The 22,323-nt window shown below is 71.1% G+C and carries 21 protein-coding genes; 15 read left to right on the forward strand and 6 right to left on the reverse strand.

Annotation, left to right across the window (positions count from 1 at the left end; translation table 11 throughout):
* Window position 1: 1 nt before the first annotated feature.
* From rpsI to RGI145_RS07015, 5 genes are all read left to right on the forward strand, one after another.
* The gene (rpsI, locus tag RGI145_RS06995; protein ID WP_075797794.1) at window positions 2–502 is read left to right on the forward strand and encodes a 30S ribosomal protein S9; all 501 of its coding nucleotides are present in this window, start codon (window positions 2–4) and stop codon (window positions 500–502) included.
* 154 nt (window positions 503–656) lie between these two features.
* Entirely contained in the window at window positions 657–1,613 is a 957-nt protein-coding gene (gene argC / locus RGI145_RS07000; protein WP_075797795.1) for an N-acetyl-gamma-glutamyl-phosphate reductase, read from the forward strand.
* On the forward strand, window positions 1,610–2,152 hold the full coding sequence (locus tag RGI145_RS07005; protein WP_075797796.1) for a gamma carbonic anhydrase family protein: 543 nt from the start codon (window positions 1,610–1,612) through the stop codon (window positions 2,150–2,152). Before argC ends, RGI145_RS07005 begins: the two co-directional genes overlap by 4 nt.
* Window positions 2,149–2,682, forward strand: a complete 534-nt coding sequence (locus RGI145_RS07010; protein ID WP_075797797.1) for a hypothetical protein — start codon at window positions 2,149–2,151, stop codon at window positions 2,680–2,682. The genes RGI145_RS07005 and RGI145_RS07010 overlap by 4 nt, the downstream gene beginning before the upstream one ends.
* 53 nt (window positions 2,683–2,735) lie before the next feature.
* Window positions 2,736–3,377, forward strand: a complete 642-nt coding sequence (locus tag RGI145_RS07015; protein ID WP_075797798.1) for a hypothetical protein — start codon at window positions 2,736–2,738, stop codon at window positions 3,375–3,377.
* A gap of 51 nt (window positions 3,378–3,428) precedes the next feature.
* On the opposite strand, the gene RGI145_RS07020 is transcribed toward RGI145_RS07015, so the two are convergent.
* Window positions 3,429–5,282, reverse strand: coding sequence for a PHA/PHB synthase family protein (locus RGI145_RS07020; protein ID WP_075797799.1), 1,854 nt, complete (start codon window positions 5,280–5,282; stop codon window positions 3,429–3,431).
* Window positions 5,283–5,418: 136 nt separating this feature from the next.
* Between RGI145_RS07020 and RGI145_RS26080 the strand changes: the two genes are divergently transcribed.
* From RGI145_RS26080 to RGI145_RS07050, 6 genes are all read left to right on the forward strand, one after another.
* Window positions 5,419–6,048 (forward strand): hypothetical protein, encoded by a 630-nt coding sequence (locus tag RGI145_RS26080; RefSeq protein ID WP_156878460.1) that lies wholly within the window; start codon window positions 5,419–5,421, stop codon window positions 6,046–6,048.
* Window positions 6,049–6,211: 163 nt separating this feature from the next.
* A complete protein-coding gene (locus RGI145_RS07030; protein ID WP_075797801.1) occupies window positions 6,212–7,462 on the forward strand; it encodes an LL-diaminopimelate aminotransferase in 1,251 nt (416 codons plus the stop codon).
* Window positions 7,459–8,751 carry a homoserine dehydrogenase gene (locus RGI145_RS07035; protein ID WP_075797802.1) on the forward strand — a complete coding sequence of 431 codons (1,293 nt, stop codon included), beginning with the start codon at window positions 7,459–7,461 and terminating at the stop codon, window positions 8,749–8,751. Before RGI145_RS07030 ends, RGI145_RS07035 begins: the two co-directional genes overlap by 4 nt.
* A gap of 15 nt (window positions 8,752–8,766) precedes the next feature.
* Window positions 8,767–9,756, forward strand: a complete 990-nt coding sequence (gene glpX / locus RGI145_RS07040; RefSeq protein ID WP_075797803.1) for a class II fructose-bisphosphatase — start codon at window positions 8,767–8,769, stop codon at window positions 9,754–9,756.
* Between the two features lie 4 nt (window positions 9,757–9,760).
* Window positions 9,761–11,563, forward strand: coding sequence for a single-stranded-DNA-specific exonuclease RecJ (recJ, locus tag RGI145_RS07045; RefSeq protein ID WP_075797804.1), 1,803 nt, complete (start codon window positions 9,761–9,763; stop codon window positions 11,561–11,563).
* Between the two features lie 124 nt (window positions 11,564–11,687).
* Window positions 11,688–12,698 (forward strand): zinc-dependent alcohol dehydrogenase family protein, encoded by a 1,011-nt coding sequence (locus tag RGI145_RS07050; RefSeq protein WP_075797805.1) that lies wholly within the window; start codon window positions 11,688–11,690, stop codon window positions 12,696–12,698.
* 51 nt (window positions 12,699–12,749) lie between these two features.
* On the opposite strand, the gene wrbA is transcribed toward RGI145_RS07050, so the two are convergent.
* On the reverse strand, window positions 12,750–13,349 hold the full coding sequence (gene wrbA / locus RGI145_RS07055) for an NAD(P)H:quinone oxidoreductase (RefSeq protein WP_075797806.1): 600 nt from the start codon (window positions 13,347–13,349) through the stop codon (window positions 12,750–12,752).
* Between the two features lie 160 nt (window positions 13,350–13,509).
* On the opposite strand from wrbA, the gene RGI145_RS07060 reads away from it, so the two are divergent.
* On the forward strand, window positions 13,510–14,499 hold the full coding sequence (locus RGI145_RS07060) for an NAD(P)-dependent oxidoreductase (RefSeq protein WP_075799908.1): 990 nt from the start codon (window positions 13,510–13,512) through the stop codon (window positions 14,497–14,499).
* 479 nt (window positions 14,500–14,978) lie between these two features.
* On the opposite strand, the gene RGI145_RS07065 is transcribed toward RGI145_RS07060, so the two are convergent.
* The 4 genes from RGI145_RS07065 to tkt form a co-directional block, all read right to left on the reverse strand.
* Window positions 14,979–16,175 (reverse strand): phosphoglycerate kinase, encoded by a 1,197-nt coding sequence (locus RGI145_RS07065; RefSeq protein WP_075797807.1) that lies wholly within the window; start codon window positions 16,173–16,175, stop codon window positions 14,979–14,981.
* A gap of 130 nt (window positions 16,176–16,305) precedes the next feature.
* On the reverse strand, window positions 16,306–16,578 hold the full coding sequence (locus RGI145_RS07070) for a hypothetical protein (RefSeq protein ID WP_075799909.1): 273 nt from the start codon (window positions 16,576–16,578) through the stop codon (window positions 16,306–16,308).
* 98 nt (window positions 16,579–16,676) lie between these two features.
* A complete protein-coding gene (gene gap, locus RGI145_RS07075) occupies window positions 16,677–17,696 on the reverse strand; it encodes a type I glyceraldehyde-3-phosphate dehydrogenase (RefSeq protein WP_075797808.1) in 1,020 nt (339 codons plus the stop codon).
* 28 nt (window positions 17,697–17,724) lie between these two features.
* Window positions 17,725–19,671, reverse strand: coding sequence for a transketolase (gene tkt, locus RGI145_RS07080; protein WP_237183278.1), 1,947 nt, complete (start codon window positions 19,669–19,671; stop codon window positions 17,725–17,727).
* A 283-nt stretch (window positions 19,672–19,954) separates the two neighbouring features.
* Between tkt and RGI145_RS07085 the strand changes: the two genes are divergently transcribed.
* From RGI145_RS07085 to RGI145_RS07095, 3 genes are all read left to right on the forward strand, one after another.
* A complete protein-coding gene (locus tag RGI145_RS07085) occupies window positions 19,955–20,695 on the forward strand; it encodes a VIT1/CCC1 transporter family protein (protein ID WP_083670507.1) in 741 nt (246 codons plus the stop codon).
* 83 nt (window positions 20,696–20,778) lie between these two features.
* Window positions 20,779–21,570 (forward strand): aldolase, encoded by a 792-nt coding sequence (locus RGI145_RS07090; protein WP_075797809.1) that lies wholly within the window; start codon window positions 20,779–20,781, stop codon window positions 21,568–21,570.
* Window positions 21,571–21,615: 45 nt separating this feature from the next.
* Entirely contained in the window at window positions 21,616–22,314 is a 699-nt protein-coding gene (locus tag RGI145_RS07095; protein ID WP_075797810.1) for an MgtC/SapB family protein, read from the forward strand.
* Window positions 22,315–22,323: the final 9 nt, after the last annotated feature.

Genomic DNA, 22,323 nt, shown 5'->3' on the forward strand with positions numbered 1-22,323 from the left:
CGTGAGCGACACCCAGTCCACGAATTCCCTCGCCGACCTCAAGACCCTCGTCGCCGGCACCCCGGCCGGCGAGGGCACCACGGCCGCCGCGACCCGTGAGCCGAAGCGCGACGCCCAGGGCCGCGCCTACGCCACCGGCCGCCGCAAGAACGCCATCGCCCGCGTCTGGCTGAAGCCCGGCAAGGGCGAGGTTCAGGTCAATGGCCGCGCCCAGGCGAAGTACTTCGCCCGCCCGGTGCTGCGGATGCTGATCGCCCAGCCCTTCCTGGTGGCGGACCGCTACCAGCAGTTCGACGTGATCTGCACGGTGGTCGGCGGTGGCCTGTCCGGCCAGGCCGGCGCGGTGCGCCTCGGCGTCAGCCGCGCGCTCACCCACTACGAGCCCGCCCTGCGCCCGATCCTGAAGAAGGCCGGCTTCCTGACCCGCGACCCGCGCGTGGTCGAGCGCAAGAAGTACGGCAAGGCCAAGGCCCGACGCTCCTTCCAGTTCAGCAAGCGCTGACCGGGGGCGGGCGCCGGTTGGCGCCCGGGCCGTATCTGGTTCCGGAAAAGGGCGGTCCCGCTGGGGCCGCCCTTTTTCACGTTCTTGTCCGTTGTTCCGGCGCGGTGCCTGCGTCATCACCGTGCTGCATCCGAGAGCGAGAGGAGTTCTCCGCATGGCCAAGGGTTCCCTGCCGTCCGTCTTCGTGGACGGCGAGTCCGGCACCACGGGGCTGCAGATCGTCGAGCGCCTGCAGAACCTGCCGGGCGTCGCGCTCCGTTCCCTGCCGGCGGAGCGCCGCAAGGACCCGGAGGCCAAGCGCGCCCTGATGGCCGAGGTGGATGCGGTGGTGCTCTGCCTGCCCGACGACGCGGCGAAGGAAAGCGCCGCCATGGCGGCCTCCCTCGGCACCGACGCGCCCAAGGTCCTGGACGCCTCGACCGCCCACCGGGTGGACCCGGACTGGGTCTATGGCTTCCCCGAGCTCTCGCCGCAGCAGGCGACCGCCGTGGCCCAGGCCCCGCGCGTGAGCAACCCCGGCTGCTACCCCACCGGCGGCATCGCGCTGCTGCGGCCGCTGCTCGATGCCGGCCTCATCCCGGCGGACTACCCGGTCACGGTAAACGCCGTCTCCGGCTATTCCGGCGGCGGCAAGGCGATGATCGCCGAGCACGAGGGCGGCAAGGCGCCGAATTTCGAGCTCTACGGCCTGGCGCTGGAACACAAGCACGTGGCCGAGCTGCAGCGCTATTCCGGCCTGACGCGCCGCCCGCTCTTCGTCCCGAGCGTGGGGCATTTCCGGCAGGGCATGCTGGTCTCCATCCCGCTGCATCTTGACATGCTGCCGGGCACGCCCTCGCCGGCCCGCCTGCGCGAAGTGCTGGAGGCGCACTACGCCGGCTCCCCCTGGGTCCGCGTCCTGCCCGCCGAGGCGAATGGCAAGCTGGAGGCCGAGGCCCTGAACGACACCAACGGGCTGGAACTCCGGGTCTTCGGCAACGAGGCCCGGCAGCAGGCGGTGCTGGTGGCGCGGCTGGACAATCTCGGCAAGGGCGCCTCGGGCGCGGCCGTCCAGAACCTCGGCCTGATGCTGGGCCTCGATGTCGAGGCGCGGCTGGGCCGGGCGGCATGAGCGGCCACACAGGCCACATCCTCCCCTTCGAGGGTAAACTCCCCCGCATCCACCCCACCGCCTGGATCGCCCCCACCGCCGTGGTGATCGGCGATGTGGAGATCGGGGAGGGGGCGAGCATCTGGTACAACTGCGTGCTGCGCGGCGACACCGCCGCGATCACGGTCGGCGCCCGCTCCAATGTCCAGGACGGCACAATCGTCCACCTCAATGCCGGGGAGCCGACGCGGATCGGCGCCGATGTCACGATCGGCCATGCCTGCATCATCCATGCCTGCACGCTGGAGGACGGCGCCTTCGTCGGCATGGGCGCCACGGTGCTGGACCGCGCGGTGATCGAGACGGGCGGCATGATCGGCGCGGGCGGCCTGCTCGCGCCGGGCAAGGTGATCCGCAGCAACGAGCTCTGGCTCGGCTCGCCCGCGCGCCTGGCGCGGCAGCGGACGGAGGAGGATCTGGCGATCTTCGCCCGCACCGCCCCGCACTACGTGGAACTGTCCGGACGGCACCGCCAGAGTCTGGCGCAGAGCCTGGAGTGAGGCATCTGCGCCCCCCGGCGCTTCTCCTGCTCGCCGGCCTCGCCGCCTGCGCCACGGAAAGCAACGCCCCCGCCCTGCCGCCCATCGCCGCGACGGGGCAGGACCCGGCCATCGCCTCGATCTACGGCGCGATGCCGGTCTTCCGCGACACGCGCATCGTGGCGGGCAAGCCGGCCGAGGCCGCCATCGCCGCGATCCGGCTGGAATGGCTGGCGGCGGCGATGCCGCACGACCTCGCCTTCACCCACAGCAACCCCATCACCATCCCCGCCATGCTGGCGGCGCGCGACAACCTCCGCGCCGCGCTCGGAATCCAGCCCGGGGCACCGGGGACCATGGTGATGGCCGGGCTGGCCGATGCGGCGGCGGCGCTGGCCCGGGGCGACGAGGAAGCGGCGCGTCGCGCCCTGCCGCCGCCGGTCTTCGCCCCGGACACGCTGCGGCGCCTCGCCCGGCTGCCGGACCTGCCGGAGGCCAACCTCGCCCTGCTGCGGGCAGCCAAGGATCTGGACAGCGGCCCCGGCTCCTGAGACGGACGTGGGAGCGCGGTTGCCGAGCCGTGCCGGGGATGGGAAGACACCCTATGCAACGACGACTCCTGCTGCTGGCCCTGCTGCCGCTCGCCGCCTGTGCGGAGCTGCGCACGCCGCGCCGGCCGATTTCGCCGCCGCCCGGCCTGCTGACCGGCCCCGACCAGGGGCGGCAGGCGATCCGGGAACTCGACGAGTCCTTCCGCAACGGCGCCGCCGCGCTGCGCGGCCATCCGGAACGGATGGCCCGGGCCGCGGCGATGCTGGAATGGCTCTGCACGGACCTCGCCGGCAATCCGCGTTGGAACCCGGTCTCCCCGGGGGTGAAGCAGGTTGTCTATACCGCCCGCGACGAGGTGCGGAACGCCCTCGGCATCCAGCCGGAAGTGACCGGGCCGGAAGCGGCCACGGTCATGGCCGATGTCGCGCGGGAACTGGCCGACGGCCAGGAAACGCGCGCCCAGGCTTTGCTGGAGGACGAGCGCCGCTTCCGCAATGGCGGGGAGCGGGTGATCGCCCGGCTGCGCGACCCGGGGCCCCTGCCGAACAGCGAGATCGCGCTTGGTGCCCTGGCGCAGGAGGTGGCGCGGCTGGATTCGGTGAATGGCTGGGTGGTTCAGCCCGCCGCCGATCCCTCCCTGACCGGCACGCGCGGGCTGGAGGACGATTCCTTCCGGTCCTCGCCCGGGTTCTGACCGTCGGGGATTCCGGCCGGGGCGGAACCCCCGGCCGCCAGGGCGCCGGGGTCAGTCCTGCGCCATCACCTTCACATAGTCGCCGGGCGCATCGGCCAGGGCCGGCAGCTTCCCGGCCCCCGGCTCGCGGGCGGGCACCATGGCGTTGTCCAGCCCCGTGACCCAGCGCTGCCAGTCCGGCCACCAGGAGCCGGCGAGCTCCGTGGCCCCCTCCAGCCATTCCTCCGGATCGGCGGGCAGAGCCTCGTTGGTCCAGTGGCTGTACTTGCCGCTCTCGGGCGCGTTCACCACCCCGGCGATATGGCCCGAGGCGGCGAGCACGAAGCGGATCGGCCCGCCATAGATCTGCGTCGCGCGATAGGTGCTTTTCCAGGGCGCGATATGGTCCTCGCGCGTCGAGAGCAGATAGACGGGGATCTTGATCTTCCGCAGGTCGATCGGCACCCCGTCCAGCGTGATCCCGCCCGGCTTCACCAGGTCGTTCTGCTGATACATGCGGCGCAGGTAGAAGCTGTGCATCTTCGCCGGCATGCGCGTGCTGTCGTCGTTCCAGAACAGCAGGTCGAAGGGGAAGGGCTCCTGCCCCAGCAGGTAGTTCTGGACCACGAAGCTCCAGATCAGGTCGTTGGCGCGGAGCATGTTGAAGGTGTTCGCCATCTCCCCGCCCGCGAGGAAGCCCCGCTCGCCCATCTTCTGCTCGACGGCCTTGAGCTGCACCTCGTCGATGAAGACGCTGATCTCGCCCGCCTCCTCGAAATCCGTCATGGTGGTGAAGAAGGTGGCGCTCTTGATGCGCGTGTCGCGCTTCGCCGCCATATGCGCGAGCGTCGCGGCCAGCAGCGTGCCGCCGAGGCAGTAGCCGATGGCGTTGACGTTGCGCTCCCCCGTCGCCTGCTGGATCGCGTCCAGCGCGGCATAGGGGCCCTCCTTCATGTAGTCCTCGAAATCCTTCTCCGCGAGGTGCTCGTCCGGATTGACCCAGGAGCAGACGAAGACCGTATGCCCCTGCGACACCGCCCAGCGGATGAGGGAGTTCTTCGGCCGCAGGTCGAGGATGTAGAACTTGTTGATCCAGGGCGGCAGCAGCAGCAGCGGCCGCTTGAGCACCTTCTCCGTGGTAGGGCTGTACTGGATCAGCTCCATCAGCTCGTTGCGATACACCACCTTGCCCGGCGTCACCGCGATGTTCTCGCCGATCGCGAACTTGCTGCGGTCGGTCATGCTGATGCGCAGGTTGCCCTTGCCACGCTCCAGGTCGGTCAGGAGGTTGGTCAGGCCCTTCAACAGGTTCTCGCCGCCGGTCTCGGCGGTGCGGCGCAGCACCTGGGGGTTGGTCATCAGGAAGTTCGTCGGGCTCATCGCATCCACGAACTGCCGCGTGTAGAAATCGACCTTCTGGGCGTTCTTCGGGTCGAGCTCGCCCTCCGTGCCGCGCACCACGTTCTGCATGTACCGCGCCGACAGCAGGTAGGACTGCTTGATGAAGTCGAAGACCTCGTTCTCGCGCCAGGCATCGTCCTTGAAGCGCTTGTCCTTGCTGTCCTCGGAGATGACCGGCTTGACCTCGCCCCCCATCATGCGGCGCGCGGTGTTGCCCCAGAGGGTCAGGTAGTCCTGCCAGAAGCCCATCTGGGCCTGCATCAGCCGGGCCGGGTTGGCCATCAGCCGGCTCGCCATCTCCATGAAGGCGCCGCCGAGGTTGAAGGGATCGAGCGGCGTCCCGCCCTCCACCTGGGGCGTGCCGCCGGTGCGGCCGGCCAGCTTCTCCGCGCTGTCGCCCTGCCGGCGGACGAAGTCGGCCACGATGCGCTGGCTGCGCTCCGCGACATCGGCCATGGTTCGTGTCACCAGCGCCGGGTCCGGCAGGCGGAAACCAGGATCGGGCGTCTTGTCACTCTGGCTCATCGGCGTGTTCCTGGTGCTCTCCCGGCCTGCGGCATCCGATGGCTTCACGCTTCGCCGGTTCTGCGGCAAACCTCGGTCCGAAGGGTATGGACCGATGGGAATGCCCCGCGGGAACCCGGCCGGGCGGGAAGTGCAGATGATCCACAAGCCGATCAAACCTAGGTTGCGTGGGCAGGGGCGGCAAGCAGCCGCGCCGCTTTTGGCGCTGCGGCAAGGACGGCGCCTGCGCCCGCTCGTCCTGCTGGGCTGCCTGGTGCCGCTGGGCGCCTGCGTCGGCTCGCCGGGCGAGGGGCCCTTCGACTTCGTGCGCGAGATCCGCGGCAACGGGCTGAGCGGGCGCGAGGCGCCGCCGGGCCTGGAGGAAGGCTTCCCCAACCTCGCCCGCATCCCCCCCCGCCCGGCCCGGGGGGAGGCCTCGGTGCGCGAGCAACTGACCACCGCGCTCGCCGCCAACCGCGCCGCGGCGTCGCAGCCCATCTCGCCCGACGCCCCGGTGCCCGAGCCGCCGCCCGCGCCGGGTGCGAACCAGGTGCCGCACAGCCCGCCGCCGCCGCCGCGCCTGGCCTCGGCCCCGGCCATCGGCCCCAGCCCCCCCACCTCCGTGCTGCGCACCGGCGCGCCCGATCCCGGCAGCGCGCCGCCCCCGGCCCCGCCCACCGAGATGCTGGCGCCGCCGCCCGCGCCCACCCTGGCGCCCGCGCCCCCGGCCCCGCCGCCCGCGGATCTGCTGGCCCCCTCCGCCACGCCGAAACCGGCGAATCCCTAGCCGGAAACCCGCCCCGCTGGCCCGCCCCGCCCGCCATTCCCCCCGGGGAGGGACGGCGCGGGGCGGCCACGCGGCAGACGCGTCGCGCGATGGCCTCGCGCTGCGGCGCGAGGAGGGCTACCCTGGCCGCTCCGAGGAATTGAGGGCCCGAAGGGCTACACCCATGAGTGACGACTTCCACCGCATCCGCCGCCTTCCCCCCTATGTCTTCGCCGAGGTGAACGGCGCCAAGGCCAAGGCGCGTGCCGCCGCGGAGGACATCGTGGACCTCGGCATGGGCAATCCCGACAGCCCCACGCCGCCACATATCGTGGCCAAGCTGGTGGAGGCGGTGCAGGACCCGCGCACCCACCGCTACTCGGCCTCCAAGGGCATCCCCGGTCTGCGCAAGGCGCTGGCGAACTACTACGCCCGCCGCTTCAACGTGCAGCTCGACCCGGAGACCGAGGTCGTGGCCACGCTGGGCTCGAAGGAAGGGCTGGCGAATCTCGCCCAGGCCATCACCTCGCCCGGCGACACGATCCTGGTGCCGAACCCCTCCTACCCGATCCACCAGTTCGGCTTCATCATCGCCGGCGCCTCGGTGCGCTCGATCCCGCACACGCCCGACGAGGAGATGCTGCGCGCCATCGACCGCGCGGTGCGCCATTCCGTGCCCGCGCCCACCGCGCTGATCGTGAACTTCCCCTCCAACCCGACGGCGCTGCTGGCCGATCTCGACTTCTACCGGGAGGTCGTGGCCATGGCGCGGAAGCACGGCTTCTACGTGCTCTCCGACCTCGCCTATGCCGAGCTGTATTTCGGCGACAAGATCCCCCCCTCGATCCTGGAGGTCCCGGGCGCCAAGGACGTGGCCGTGGAGTTCACCTCCATGAGCAAGACCTACAACATGCCCGGCTGGCGCATGGGCTTCGCCGCCGGCAACCGCAAGCTGATCGCCGCGCTGACGCGGGTGAAGTCCTATCTCGACTACGGCGCCTTCACCCCGATCCAGGTCGCCGCCACCGCCGCGCTGAACGGGCCGCAGGATTGCGTGGCCGAGATGCGCACCCTGTACCGCGACCGGCGCGACCTGCTGGTCAAGGGGCTGAAGCAGGCGGGCTGGGACGTGCCGATGCCGGAGGGCTCGATGTTCGTCTGGGCGCCGATCCCGGAGCGCTTCGCCCATCTCGGCTCGGTGGAATTCTCCAAGCTGCTGCTGGCCAGGGCCAAGGTCGCCGTCGCCCCCGGCATCGGCTTCGGCGAGTACGGCGACGGCCATGTCCGCATCGCCACGGTGGAGAACGCCCAGCGCATCCGCCAGGCCCTGCGCGGCATCCGCTCCTTCCTGGCCGCCGACAACGGTGGACCCGCGCCCGGCTCGGGCGACGGCGGCCCCTCGACCGACACTTCCGCGGAGCTCGTGCGCGCTTGACCCGTCCCCTTTCCGTCGCCCTGGCCGGTCTCGGCACCGTCGGCGCGGGCACGCTGCAGATCCTGCGCACCAATGCCGAGCTGATCGCCGCCCGCGCCGGCCGTCCCATCGCCGTGACCGCCGTGGCGGCGCGCGACCGCTCGCGCGACCGCGGCATCCCGCTGGACGGGCTGCGCTGGTACGACGACCCGGTCGCGCTGGCGCATGACCCGGCGGTGGACGTGGTGGTCGAAGCCATCGGCGGCTCCGAGGGCGCGGCCCGCGCCGCGGTCGAGGCCGCGCTGGCCGCCGGCAAGCCGGTGGTGACGGCGAACAAGGCGCTGCTCGCCGTCCATGGCGCCGCCCTCGCCCGTTCGGCGGAGATGCAGGGCGTGCCGCTGGCCTTCGAGGCGGCGGTCGCCGGCGGCATCCCGGTCATCAAGGCGCTGCGCGAGGGGCTGGCGGCCAACCGCTTCCAGCGCGTCACCGGCATCCTGAACGGCACCTGCAACTACATCCTGACGCAGATGCGCGAGCGCGGGCGGGAATTCGCCGAGGCGCTCGCCGACGCGCAGCGCCTCGGCTATGCCGAGGCCGATCCCTCCTTCGACATCGACGGCGTGGACGCGGCGCACAAGCTGGCGATCCTGGCGGCGCTCGCCTTCGGCCGCCCGGTGGACTTCTCCGCCGTGCATGTCGAGGGCATCCGCAACATCACCGCGCTCGACATCAAGCTGGCCGAGGAGCTCGGCTACCGCATCAAGCTGCTGGGCCTCGCCCGCTGCACCGATCGCGGCGTGGAGACGCGCGTGCATCCCTGCATGGTCCCCGCCGCCTTCCCGCTGGCCCGCGTGGACGGCGTCTTCAACGCCGTGGTGGCGGAGGGCGACTTCGTGGGCCGCGTGGTGCTCGAAGGCCGCGGCGCCGGCGCCGGGCCGACCGCCTCGGCCGTGGTGGCCGACCTGATCGACATCGCGCGCAACCGGCACACGCCCGTCTGGGGCGCCGGGCTCGACGACCTCGCCCCGCTGCCCTCCCTGCCGATGGAGGAGCGCACCGGCGCCTACTACCTGCGCCTGATGGTGGTGGACCGCCCCGGCGTGATCGCCGACGTGACCGGCGCGCTGCGCGATTCCGGGATCAGCCTGGAATCCATGCTGCAGCGCGGCCGCGCCCCGGGCGAGGCCGTGCCCGTGGTGCTGACCACGCATGATTCGTCGGAACGCGCGATGCGCAAGGCCATCGCGCGGATCGAGGCTTTGGAGACGGTGCTGGAATCCCCGGCGCTGATCCGGATCGAGAGTTTCTGAGGAGAGCGGGAAGCGATGAGCGAAAGCGGCATGTCCCTGAAGGCGGACCGCAACCTGGTCATGGAACTGGTCCGGGTGACCGAGGCGGCGGCGCTCGCCTGCTCCTCCTGGATCGGGCGCGGCGACAAGAACGCCGCCGACGGCGCGGCGGTGGACGCCATGCGCCGCGCCTTCGACGCGGTCGCCATCGCCGGCACCGTGGTGATCGGCGAGGGCGAGATGGACGAGGCGCCGATGCTCTACATCGGCGAGAAGGTGGGCCTCGGCGGGCCGGAGATGGACATCGCCGTGGACCCGCTGGAAGGCACGAACATCTGCGCCACCGGCGGGCCGAACTCCATCGCCACGCTGGCCGTGGCGGAGAAGGGCGGCTTCCTGCACGCGCCCGACATCTACATGGACAAGCTCGCCATCGGGCCGGGCCTGCCGGAAGGCGTGGTGGATCTCGACGCCTCGCCGGAGGAGAACCTGCGCGAGCTGGCCAAGGCCAAGAAGGTCTCGATCAACGACCTGATGGTCTGCACCCTGGGCCGCGACCGCCACAAGCCGCTGATCGAGGCCTGCCGCCGCGCCGGCGCGCGCATCACCCTGCTGCCGGATGGCGACGTGGCCGGCGTGGTGGCCTGCGCGCAGGAGGATTCGGGCATCGACATCTACATGGGCTCGGGCGGCGCGCCGGAGGGCGTGCTGGCCGCCGCCGCGCTGCGCTGCACCGGCGGCCAGATGCAGGGGCGCCTGCTCTACGAGGACGACGCGCAGATCGCCCGCGCGAAGGAGATGGGCATCACCGACCCGCACCGGAAGTTCCTGGTGGAGGACATGGCCAAGGGCGACGTGATGTTCGCCGCGACCGGCGTGACCTCCGGCGCCTTCCTGCGCGGCGTGCGCCGCACCAAGACCGGCGCGGTGACGCATTCCATCATCATGCGCTCCAAGACCGGCACGGTCCGCTACATCGAGGGCCACCACAACTCCCAGCGCAAGCCCGGCAGCTTCTTTGCCTGAGGGTATGGGGCCAGAGGGCCTGACCGCGACGGCGGCGGAGCCCGTGCTGGGGGTGGCGCAGAGCGTCACCGGCCGGCGCTGGCTCTGGCGCGGCGGCGACGAGCGGCTGGGCCTCGCCATCGCGCAGCGCCTGGAACTCCCCGAGATCGTCGGCCGCCTGCTCGCCGGGCGGGGCGTGACGGCGGACACCGCGACGGACTTCCTCGACCCGACGCTGCGCGCGCTGCTGCCCGACCCCTCCTGCCTGAAGGACATGGAGGCGGCGGCGGCGCGGCTCGCCGATGCCGTCCGCCGGGGCGAGCAGGTGGCCGTCTATGGCGACTACGACGTGGACGGCGCCTGCGCCGGCGCGCTCACCGTGCGCGTGCTGCGGGAACTCGGCTGCGAGGTCGCGCATTACGTCCCCGACCGCATCCGGGAGGGCTACGGCCCCAACGGGCCGGCCATCGCCGGGCTCTGCGACCGGGGCGCGACGCTGATCGTCTGCGTCGATTGCGGCATCGCGGCGCATGAGGCGCTGGAGGCGGCACGGGGCCGCGCGGATGTGGTGGTCCTCGACCACCACAAGTCCGAGGGGCCGGTGCCCGATGTGGCGGCGGTGGTGAACCCCAACCGCCTCGACTGCCCCTCCGGCCTGCGCCATCTCTGCGCCGCCGCCGTCTGCTTCCTGGCGGCGGTGGCGCTGCAGCGCGTCCTGCGCCGCAGCGGCTTCTTCGCCCATCGGTCGGAGCCGCGCCTGCTGGCGCTGCTGGACCTCGTGGCGCTGGCCACGGTCTGCGACGTCATGCCGCTGGTCGGGCTGAACCGGGCGCTGGTGGCCCAGGGGCTGAAGGTCATGGCCCGGCGCGAGCATGCCGGCATCGCCGCGCTGCTGGAAATGGCCGCGGTGAAGGAGGCGCCCACCGCCCATACGCTCGGCTTCGTGCTCGGCCCGCGCATCAACGCCTCTGGCCGGATCGGCGAGCCCGACCTGGCGCTGCGCCTGCTGCTGCTGGACGACCCGGTCGAGGCCCGCGCCATCGCCGCGCGGCTGGACGAGGTGAACCGCAAGCGGCAGGAGGTGGAGGCCGATGTCCTGACCGGCGCCTTCGCCGAAGCGGAGCGGCAGGCCGAGGCGGGCAGCCCCGTGCTGATGATCTGCGGCGAGGGCTGGCATCCCGGCGTGGTCGGCATCGTGGCCGGGCGGGTGAAGGAACGCTTCAACCGCCCGACGCTGGTGGCCTCGCTGGCCGAGGGGCTGGCGCGAGGCTCGGGCCGCTCGGTGCCGGGGGTGGATCTCGGCGCGGCGGTGATCGCGGCGCGGCAGTCCGGACTGATGCTGACCGGCGGCGGCCACGCCATGGCGGCCGGCTTCTCCTTCGAGGCGGCGCGGATGGAGGAGGTTCGCACCTTCCTTCACGACCGCCTCGGCCACGCCAACACCCTGCCCGCCGCCGCCGACCTCTCGGTGGAGGGCACGATCACCGTCCAGGCGGCCACGGCGGGCTTCGCGGCGGAGGTCGGGCGGCTGGCGCCCTTCGGCCCCGGCAACGAGGAACCGGTCTTCGCCATCCGCCGCGCCCGCATCGTCCGCGCCGACCGTGTGGGGCGGGAGGGCGGCACCGTCCGCGCCTTCCTGGAAGGCGAGGGGGGAGGGCGGCTGAAGGCCGTCTGCTTCCGCGCCAAGGAAGGCCCGCTCGCGCATCTGCTGCTCAATTCCGGCGGCCTGCCCCTGCATCTCTGCGGCACGCTGCGTGCGGAAAGCTGGAACGGCACGGTCTCCGCCTCTCTGCACGTCCAGGACGCGGCGCCGGCCCTGGACGGCTGAGAAGGGCCGGCTGACGCGCAGGTGAGGCGGCGGCGGGTTGAAACCCCGCCGCCACGGCCCCCATTCCCGCACGGGGGCCCCGGCAATCGGGCCGGCGGCCCCGCATGGAACGGGAGCCGCGACGATGCGCGCCTATCATCTGCCCAAGGCCGGGGCGATCGAGGACCTCACGCTCACCACCCTGGAAAGGCCACACCCTGGCCGCCGGCAGGTGCTGGTGCGGATACGGGCTACCTCGCTGAACTACCGCGACCTGATGGTGGCCACCGGGCGCTACGGCAGGGCAGGGGTCCGGCCCGGGCTGGTGCCGCTTTCCGACGGGGCGGGCGAGGTGGCCGAGATCGGCCCGGACGTCACCCGGGTGAAGCCGGGCGACCGCGTGGCCGGCATCTTCATGCAGGGCTGGATCGCCGGCCCGCCCGACGAATCCTATCGCGCCACCGCCCTGGGCGGCTCCATCGACGGGGTTCTGGCGGAATACGTCCTCTTCGAGGAGGAAGGGCTGGTCCACCTGCCGGCGCACCTGTCCTTCGAGGAAGGCGCCTGCCTGCCCTGCGCGGGCGTGACGGCCTGGAACGCCCTGACCGCCCTGCGCCCGGTGGGGCCGGAACAGACCGTGCTGCTGCTGGGCACGGGCGGCGTCTCGATCCTCGCGCTGCAATTCGCCCATGCCGCCGGGGCGCGGGTGATCGTGACCTCCTCCTCCGACGAGAAGCTGGCGCGGGCGAAGGAACTGGGCGCCGATGCGGGCGTGAACTACCGCACCCATCCGGACTGGGAGAAGGAGGTCTGGACCCTTACCGGCAAGCGCGGCGTGGACCATGTGGTGGAGGTCGGCGGGGCGGGGACCCTGCCGAAATCCATCGCCGCGACCCGGGTGGGCGGCGCCGTCCACCTCATCGGCGTGCTGACCGGCGGGCAGATCGACCCGCTGCCCATCATGCAGAAGGCCATGGACCTGCGCGGGGTCTTCGTCGGCTCGCGCGAGATGTTCGAGGCGATGAACCGCGCCGTCACCTTCCACCGCATCCAGCCGGTGATCGACCGGGTCTTCCCCTTCGAGGAAGCCCAGGCGGCCTATCGCCACCTGGAAAGCCAGGCGCATCTCGGCAAGGTGGTCATCCGCCTCGGCTGAGGCAACCGGCAGCCGGGGGCGGGCAAGCCCAGCCCCCGGACCACGGCTGGTTCAGCCCGCGATCTTCGCCGCGATCTTCGCCACATGCTCACCCTGGAACCGCGCGAGCTCCAGCTCGTTCGCGGAGGGCTGCCGCTGCCCCTGGCCGCCGGCGATGGTGGAGGCGCCATAGGGCGTGCCGCCGCTCACCTCGTCCAGCGTGACCAGCCCCTGCGCGGAATAGGGCAGGCCGACCAGCACCATGCCGTGGTGGAACAGCATCGTGTGGATGCCCATCAGGGTCGTCTCCTGCCCGCCATGCTGGCTGGCGGTGGAGGTGAAAGCGGAGCCGACCTTGCCGATCAGCGCGCCCTTCGCCCAGAGCCCGCCGGTCTGGTCCCAGAACTGCGCCATCTGCGAAGGAATGCGGCCATAGCGCGTCGGCGCGCCGACGATGATGGCGTCATAATCGGCCACTTCCTGCGGGCTGGCGATCGGGGCCGCCTGGTCCGCCTTGCCACCGGCGGCGGCGAAGGCCTCGGGCGCCATGATCTCGGCCACGCGCTTGACCGTCACCTCGGCACCCGCACCGCGCGCACCCTCGGCCACGGCCTGCGCCATGGTCTCGATATGGCCGTACATCGAATAGTAGAGGACCAGAACCTTCGTCACGCCGTGTCTCCCTCGGGGAAAATGCCTGGCCGCAGACTTGGACCCGGGGAGGAAGTCCCGCCATCGGGGTCGCGATCATATCTCGTAATGGCGGCGATGGGCCTCGCGGATCGGCCGCCGGTTGGTGGCGCGGCGCGGCGCTTCCTGGCATTCGACTCCGATGCGCCTGCACATCCAGAATCCCCCCGCCTCCGACCTCAGCATCACCCCGGCCCAGTGGGAGGCGGCGATCGCGCGCCACCCGGACATGGCCCATCTCGCCATGACCATGGCGGAAGACCCGCAAGGGCTGGAGGACGGGCTGCGCGAGGCCGAGGTGCTGGTGACCTGGACGGGCCTGCCCGGCGACCCCCTGCGCGCGGCGCCGCTGCGCGAACGCGCCCCGCATCTGCGCATCCTCTCCTTCACCTCGGCCGGGGTGGACCGGATGGCGCCCTTCGACTGGCTGCCGGACGGCGTGGCGATGCTCAACAACCGCGGCACCCATGGCGACAAGGCGGGCGAGTTCGCCATCATGGCCCTGCTGATGCTGCGCAACCACATCCCCTTCTTCGCGGAATGCCAGCGGGAGGGACGCTGGGCGCCACGCCTCGCCCCCAGCCTGGCCGGCGCCACGCTCGGCGTGCTGGGCCTCGGCGCGCTGGGCGGTGCCACGGCCCGCCGGGCGCGGCAGTTCGGCATGCGCGTCCTGGGCATCCGCAGCGGCAGCGAGCCCCATCCCGATTGCGACGAGACCTTCCCGCAGGAGGCGCTCGACACGGTGCTGCCACGCTGCGACATGCTGGTCCTGGCCTGCCCGCTCACGCCCCGCACGCGCAACATCCTGTCGCGGGACCGGTTGTCGCTGCTGCCGCGCGGGGCAGGGGTGGTGAACATCGCGCGCGGCCCGGTCTGGGACCAGGACGCCGTCTGCGACCTGCTGGAAAGCGGCCATCTCTCCGCCTGCCTGACCGATGTGGCGGTGCCGGAGCCGCTGCCGCCGGAAAGCCGGCTCTGGCGCACGCCGGGCCTGTTCGTGACGCCCCACATGTCGGCGGACGACCCGCTGGTCTACAACGACCGCACGCTGGACATTCTGTTCGAGAACCTGCGGGCGGAACGCGAAGGGCGGTCCCTGCCGAACCTGGTCGATCCCCGGCGTGGCTACTGAACCGGCGCAGCTACCGAAAGGGGCTGCCGAAAGGGGCTGCCAGGGCTGAACCCGACCGCCGGCATGGGCGGCACGCACCGGACGGGTTTCCCTGTCCGGCACGCACCGCACCAGCCGGAGCGGGGAAAGGAAAGTCCCCCCGGACCGGGCCCCGGTCCATGCCGGACCGTAACCCTGCCCTTTCCCACGCCCGGTATTGGCATCCAGGCGCGGCTCCGGCGGCGCCATGGCGCCCCCATCGGCAAGCCGGATGCACGAAACATTCGGCCGAAGCCGGTCATCCTGGGGAAGAGCCGGGACCAGATGCGAATGATTCGCAGAATAGCGAATGAAGAGTGTCGCGCAAGAGACCGTAACACGCGGTCGGATTCCCGCAATATCCGAACGTGACCCAGCGGATGCGAGACCGATGACAAAAAGGGGCCGAAGCGGTCATTCCGCCCCGGCCCCCCCATGGCTTTCCCCTGCTGCGAGACGGCTCAGGCCGCCTCCAGCGCCTTCACGCCGGGAAGGGTCTTGCCCTCCAGCCATTCCAGGAAGGCACCGCCGGCGGTGGAAACATAGGTCATGCGGTCGATCACCCCCGCATGGCGCAGCGCCGAGACCGTGTCGCCGCCGCCGCCGATCGACTTCAGCCCGGCCGAGGCGCCCAGCGCCGCCACCGTCTGCGCCACCGCCACCGTGGCCGTGTCGAAGGGCGGCGTCTCGAAGGCCCCCAGCGGCCCGTTCCACACCAGGGTGGAAGCGGAGCGCAGCTTATCCTCGATCAGCTCCACCGTCTTCGGCCCGACATCCAGCGCCATCATGTCCTCCGGCACCGCATCCACCGGCACCGTCCGCGTGGCCACATTCGCCTCGAAGCGCGGCGCCACCACGAGATCGACCGGCAGCACGATCTCGCAGCCCGTCCTGGCCGCCTCCTCCATGATCTGCCGGGCGGTGTCGTGCATCTCCGCCTCCTGCAGCGACTTGCCGACCGGATGCCCCTGCGCCGCCAGGAAGGTGTTCGCCATGGCGCCGCCGATCACCAGCACATCCACCTTCTTCGACAGGTTGCCGAGCAGGTCGAGCTTGGTGGACACCTTGGAGCCGCCGACGATCGCCACCACCGGGCGGGACGGATTGCCCAGCGCCGCGTCCAGCGCCTCCAGCTCGCCCTGCATCAGCCGCCCGGCATAGGAAGGCAGCAGCTTCGCCACGCCCTCGGTGGAGGCATGGGCGCGGTGCGCGGCGGAAAACGCATCGTTCACATAGACATCCGCGAGCTTCGCCAGCCCCTGCGCGAGCGCCGGGTCGTTCTTCTCCTCGCCGGCATGGAAGCGCGTGTTCTCCAGCAGCAGCACGTCGCCATCCGACAGCTTCGCCACCGCCGCCTCGGCCTCCGAGCCGACGCAGTCACCCGCGAAAGCCACCGGCTTGCCCAGCGCCTTGCTCAGCGCCTCCGCCATCGGCTTCAGCGACATCTCCGGCACGACCTTGCCCTTGGGCCGGTCGAAATGGGAGCACAGGATCACCTTCGCCCCCTTCTCCGCCAACTCCTTCACCGTCGGCACGAGACGCTCGATCCGCGTCATGTCCGTGATCTTCCCATCCCGCACGGGGAGGTTCAGATCGGCCCGGAGCAGGACGCGCTTGCCCTTGGGATCGAGCGTGTCGAGGGTGCGGAAAGCTGGCATCGGAAGGTCCTGATCCTGGGGAAGGGCTGACTGAGACAGCGACGCCTTCCTAGCATCCGCGGGAAGGCCGATCCAGTTGCCCACCCCTGGCCCGGAACCTTCGGCCCCCGTGATTCCCTTGATTTCGCGATCAGGTTGGCACATAAGAATAAAAACCCATCTGCCCAACCCGCCGCCGCACGATCCGGAGCGCCTCCGCCAGCACGTCCCGCGTAATTCCCTGCTTGCCGAACATGGCTTCCGCCTCGTCCAGCGTGGCGGACAGTGCCGGCCGCAGCATCAGCACGCCCTGTTCCATCCAGCATTCCAGATGCCTGGGGTTCCCGAGCGCCTCGCGCACCCCGCGCCGCAACGTCACCTGCCCCTGGGGCGAGACCTTGAGCAGAACCCTCTTGCCAGCCATCGCGAAGCCCTCCACCTGTCGGGACAGATAAAGGACTAAAATCCTAAAACAGTAAAGAAAAAAGGCCGGGGAAGCGAACTCCCCCGGCCCCGGTTACCTCAGAGCTTGCCGAGATAGGCGGCGGTGTCGCTCATCCGGTTCGAGAAGCCCCACTCGTTGTCGTACCAGGACATCACGCGCACCAGCCCGCCATCGACCACCTGCGTCTGCGTCGCGTCGAAGGTGGAGGAAGCCGGGTTGTGGTTGAAGTCCACGGAAACCAGCGGCGCGGTGTTGTAGCCGAGGATGCCCTTCAGCTCGCCCTCCGAGGCTTCCTTCAGCGCCGCGTTGATGGCGTCCTTGGTCAGCCCGTCGGTCTTGGCCGGCACGAAGTCCAGGCTGACCAGCGAGACGTTCGGCGTCGGGATGCGGATGGCGGTGCCGTCCAGCTTGCCCTTCAGCTCCGGCAGCACCAGGCCCACGGCCTTCGCCGCACCCGTCGAGGTCGGGATGGCGGACACCGCCGCCGCGCGGGCGCGGTGCAGGTCCTTGTGCAGCGTGTCCACCGTGTTCTGGTCACCCGTATAGGCATGGATGGTGACCATGTAGCCGCGCAGGATGCCGAACTTCTCGTGCAGCACCTTGGCGATCGGCGCCAGGCAGTTGGTGGTGCAGGAGGCGTTGGAGACGATCTTGTCCTCGGCCGTCAGCGTCTTGTGGTTGACGCCATAGACGATCGTCTTGTCCGCACCTTCGCCGGGGGCGGAGATCAGCACCTTCTTGGCACCCGTGCCGAGCAGCAGTTGCGCCTTCTCGCGCGCGGTGAAGATGCCCGTGCATTCGGCCGCGATGTCCACGCCGTCCCACTGCAGCTTGGACGGGTCGCGCTCGGCCGAAACCTTGATCGGGCCCCAGGTCTTGCCATGGGCCTTGATGGTGATGCTGTCGCCCTCGACGATCACCTCGCCGGGGAAGCGGCCATGCACGCTGTCATAGCGGAAGAGATGGGCGTTCGCCTCGACCGAGCCGAGATCGTTGATGGCGACGAACTCGACATCGTCGCGCCCGCTCTCGCAGGCGGCGCGCAGCACGAGACGCCCGATGCGGCCGAAGCCGTTGATGGCGACCTTAACAGCCATGAGACGAACCCCTTCTTCCTACCTGTGGTTACGACAGTTTCTTCCGGACGGCAGCCGCGATGGCCTCCGCCGTGATGCCGAAATGGGGATACAGGTGTTCCGCCGGCGCGCTAGCGCCGAAGCCCTGCATTCCGATGAAAACTCCGTCAGCGCCGGTCCAGCGCTCCCAGCCGAAGCCGAGCGCCGCCTCGATGCCGACGCGCAGGCCCTTGCCCAGCACCGCATCCTGGTGCTGCGCGTCCTGCAACGCGAAGATCTCCCAGCAGGGCAGGGACACGACGGCGGTGGGAATGCCCTCGGCCTCCAGCGCCTCACGCGCCGCCATGGCGATATGGACCTCGGAGCCGGTGGCCACCAGGGTCGCCTTCCGCTCGCCCGAGGCTTCCGCCAGCACATAGCCGCCGCGGGCGCAGCGGTTCTCGCCCGCCTCGCCGCGCAGGGCCGGCAGGTTCTGGCGCGACAGGGCCAGCACGCTCGGCCCGTCGGCCCGGCGCAGCGCCAGCTCCCAGCACTCCGCCGTCTCCAGCGCATCCGCCGGGCGGAAGACGAAGAGGTTGGGCATGGCGCGCAGCGAGGCCAGCGTCTCCACCGGCTGGTGCGTCGGCCCGTCCTCGCCCAGGCCGATGCTGTCATGCGTCAGCACATGCACGACGCGCTGCTTCATCAGTGCCGCGAGGCGCAGCGAGGGGCGCAGGTAGTCGGCGAAGACCAGGAATGTGCCGGAATAAGGGATCAGCCCCCCATGCAGCGCCATGCCGTTCATCGCCGCGGCCATGCCGTGCTCGCGGATGCCGTAATGGATGTAACGCCCGGAGAAGTTGTCCGGCGTGACCGAGGGGATGCCCTTGACGTTGGTGTTGTTGGACCCCGTCAGGTCGGCCGAGCCGCCGATCATCTCGGCGATGGCCGGCACCAGCACCTCCAGCGCGCGCTGGGAGGCGATGCGGGTCGCGATCTTCGGCTTGTCCTCGGCCACCTTCGCCTTATAGGCGCCGAAGGTCTCGGCCCAGTCGTCCGGCAGGCGGCCCGCCATGGCGCGCTCGAATTCGGTGCGCTGCGGATGCTTGGCCAGGCGCTTGAGCCAGGAGCGGCGGGTGCCGCCGGCACGGCGTCCGGCCGTCTCCCACTCGCCCTTGATCCCCTCGGGGATCTCGAAGGGCCCGTGGTTCCAGCCCAGCGCCGACTTCGCCGCCGTCGCCTCGTCCGGCCCCAGCGCCGCGCCATGGCTGGCGGCGGTGCCGGCCTTCTTGGGCGCGGAGAAGCCGATGATGGTGCGGCAGGCGATGATCACCGGCTTGCGCGACTTCTGCGCCCAGGCGAGGGCCGAGGCGATCTCCTCGTGGTCGTGGCCGTTGATCCGCCGCGTCGCCCAGCCATAGGCGCGGTAGCGGGCCAGCACGTCCTCCGAGAAGGAGATCGCGGTGTCGCCGTCGATCGAGATGTGGTTGTCGTCCCACAGCACGCAGAGCTTGCTCAGCTGCAGGTGCCCGGCCAGCGAGGAAGCCTCGTGGCTGATGCCTTCCTGCAGGTCGCCGTCCGAGGCGATCACCCAGGTGCGGTGATCGACCAGGGACTTGCCGAAGCGGGCCGCGAGCAGGCGCTCGGCCATGGCGAAGCCGACCGCGGTGGAGATGCCCTGGCCCAGCGGGCCGGTGGTCATCTCGATGCCCGGGTGCTCGCCGAATTCCGGATGGCCTGCGGCGGGGGAATGGAGCTGGCGGAAGCGCTTCAGCTCCTCGATGCCCATGCCCGCCTGCCCGGTCAGGTGCAGCAGGGCATAGAGCAGCATCGAGCCGTGGCCCGCCGAGAGGATGAACCGGTCGCGGTCCGCCCAGCGCGGGTCGTCGGCATCGTTCTTGAGGAAGCGGGTCCAGAGGACCGTGGCCACGTCCGCCATGCCCATGGGCATGCCGGGATGGCCGGATTTCGCTTTCTCGACGGCATCGATCGCCAGCACCCGGATGGCATCGGCCATCCGGCGGGCCGGCGTCGCCGGTTGCGCCAGGATCGCAGCCTGGGCGGCGAGGGCGGGGTTGGGCGGCGCGGGCGCCTGGGAATCTGGTTCGGTCGTGGCCAAGGCGTGATCTCCGAAGCGTGAGTTCATAGAGGTGGGCGCCCGATCCGCCAACCCTGGGTGGCAGTTTGCAGTGCGGCAAGATTGGCGCAAAGGCGTCTCATTCTCAAAATAAGAAATGAATTCAATGGTATGAGTGTATATCAGTTCGCCTTTTCCGATCCGCTGCGGCAGGCTGTGCGGCATGGACAGTCTGGCTCCCAACAAATCCGGCCTGCCGGTGATGCCCCCTGGCCCACCGCACAGGGAGCAGCACGCCACGTCTTCCCCACTGGTGCGCGATCTCGTCATCGGCACGGCGGATGGGCTGACGGTCCCCTTCGCCCTGGCGGCGGGCCTGTCCGGCGCGGTCGCGGCCAACCCGCTGATCGTGACGGCCGGGATGGCGGAACTCGCGGCCGGCTGTATCGCCATGGGCCTGGGCGGCTATCTGGCGGCGCGCAGCGAGGCCGACCGCTATGCCTCGGAATACCGCCGCGAATGGGCGGAGACGGCGAACTATCCGGCGCGGGAGCGCTGGGAGGTGGCAGCCATCCTGCATCGCCAGGGATTGCAAGGGGAGGTGCTGCAGGCCGCGACCGAGGCGATCTGTGCCGACCGGCAGCGCTGGGTGGATTTCATGATGCGCTTCGAGCTGGAGCTGAGCGAGCCGACGCCAGGCGAGGCGCCCCGCTCCGCGCTGCGCATCGGCGGCTCCTACGTCGCTGGCGGGATGGTGCCGCTGCTTCCCTACATGCTGCTGGACGACACGCCGCGGGCGCTGCTGGTATCCAGCCTGATGACCGGCCTGGCGCTCCTCGCCTTCGGCTGGCTCAGGGCGAAGGCCACCGGAATGCCACGCTGGGCAGGCGCCTTGCAGACGGCCGTGATCGGCGCCGTGGCGGCCGGGGCCGCCTTCGGAATCGCGCGGCTGGTCGGCGGATAAGGGCCGGCGGCGGCCCGCACCTTGCCCTCCGGCCCCTGCGAGGCGAGGCTTCGGGCCGACAGCCAGACAGGGACCGTTCGGCCATGGCCCATGAATTCCAGACCGGTGGCGGCGCGCCCGCCATCCTCCGCAACGCCGCCCTCGATTCGGAGGCGGTCCTGGAAGCGCGCCGCGACCTCGCTGCCTGTTTCCGCATGGCGGCGCGGCTGGGGCTGCAGGAGGGCATCTGCAACCACTTCTCGGCCCTGGTGCCGGGTCATGACGGGCTGATGCTGGTGAACCCCTATGGCTGGGCCTTCGAGGAGCTCACCGCCTCCCGCCTGCTGATCTGCGACTTCCAGGGGAACGTGCTGGCGGGGGAGGGCAAGCCGGAGGCCACCGCCTTCTACATCCATGCCCGGCTGCACATGCGCCATCCCCGCGCCGTGGCGGCCTTCCACACGCATATGCCCAACGCCACCGCCCTTTCCATGACCGAGGGGCCGCCGCTGCTCTTCGCCGGGCAGACGGCGCTGAAGTTCTTCGGCCGCATCGCGGTGGACGAGGACTACAACGGCCTCGCCCTCGACGAGCGGGAAGGGGACCGCATCGCGGCGGCGATGGGGGAGGCCGATATCGGCTTCCTCAAGAACCACGGCGTGATGGTGGTCGGCCCGACCATCGCCGAGGCCTGGGACGACCTCTACTACCTGGAGCGCGCCGCCGAGGCCCAGCGCCTGGCCCTCTCCACCGGAAGGCCGCTGAAGCCCGTGCCGGAGCCGGTGGCGCGCGAGGCGGCGGCGCGGATGCGGGAAGGCGACCCGGAAAGCGCGCGGCTGCACCTCGCCAGCATCCGCCGCATCCTGGACCGGGAGGCGCCGGACTACGCCGGCTGACCCCGGGCGCCCCCCGGTCACGCCCCCTGGCGGAGCGAGAGCACCATGCACACCGACCCAACCTGGTCCGACATCGCCCTCCGCCTGGTGCTGGCGGCGCTGGCCGGGGCCGCCTTCGGCATCAACCGGGGGATCAAGGGCCGTGCGGCGGGGCTGCGCACGACCATGCTGGTCTGCCTCGCCGCGGCCCTGGCGATGCTGCTGGCCGATATCCTGCTGACCACCGCCCGCCGCCCCGATCATGGCGTCATCAGCATGGATGTGATGCGCCTGCCTCTCGGCATCCTGACCGGTGTGGGCTTCATCGGCGGCGGCGCGATCCTGCGCCAGGGCGGCACCGTGACCGGCGTCACCACGGCGGCGACGCTCTGGTTCGTGACGGTGGCCGGGCTCTGCCTGGGGGCCGGGGAGATCGGGTTGGGCCTCGCCGGCGTGCTGCTGGGCCTCGGCGTGGTCTGGGTGCTGAAATGGGCCGAGGGGCGCCTGCACCAGACCCATACCGGGACGCTGCTCCTGGCGGGCGACAGCGCCACGCTGCGAAGCCTGGGGATGGAGGCCCGCCTCGCGGGCCTGGGCTACGAGACGGTGCGGCAGGCGGTCACCTACCGGGACAGCGGCAGGGCCTGCATGCGGCGCTACCAGCTGAGATGGCGCGGGCGCTACAGCAGCCGCCGGCAGGTTCCGCCCTTCCTGGAGGAGATCGCCGCCCTGCCCGGGATGCGTGAGGTCCGCTGGCTGCCCTGAGCCGGCGGC

Source organism: Roseomonas gilardii (assembly GCF_001941945.1).
Taxonomy (GTDB): Bacteria; Pseudomonadota; Alphaproteobacteria; order Acetobacterales; family Acetobacteraceae; genus Roseomonas.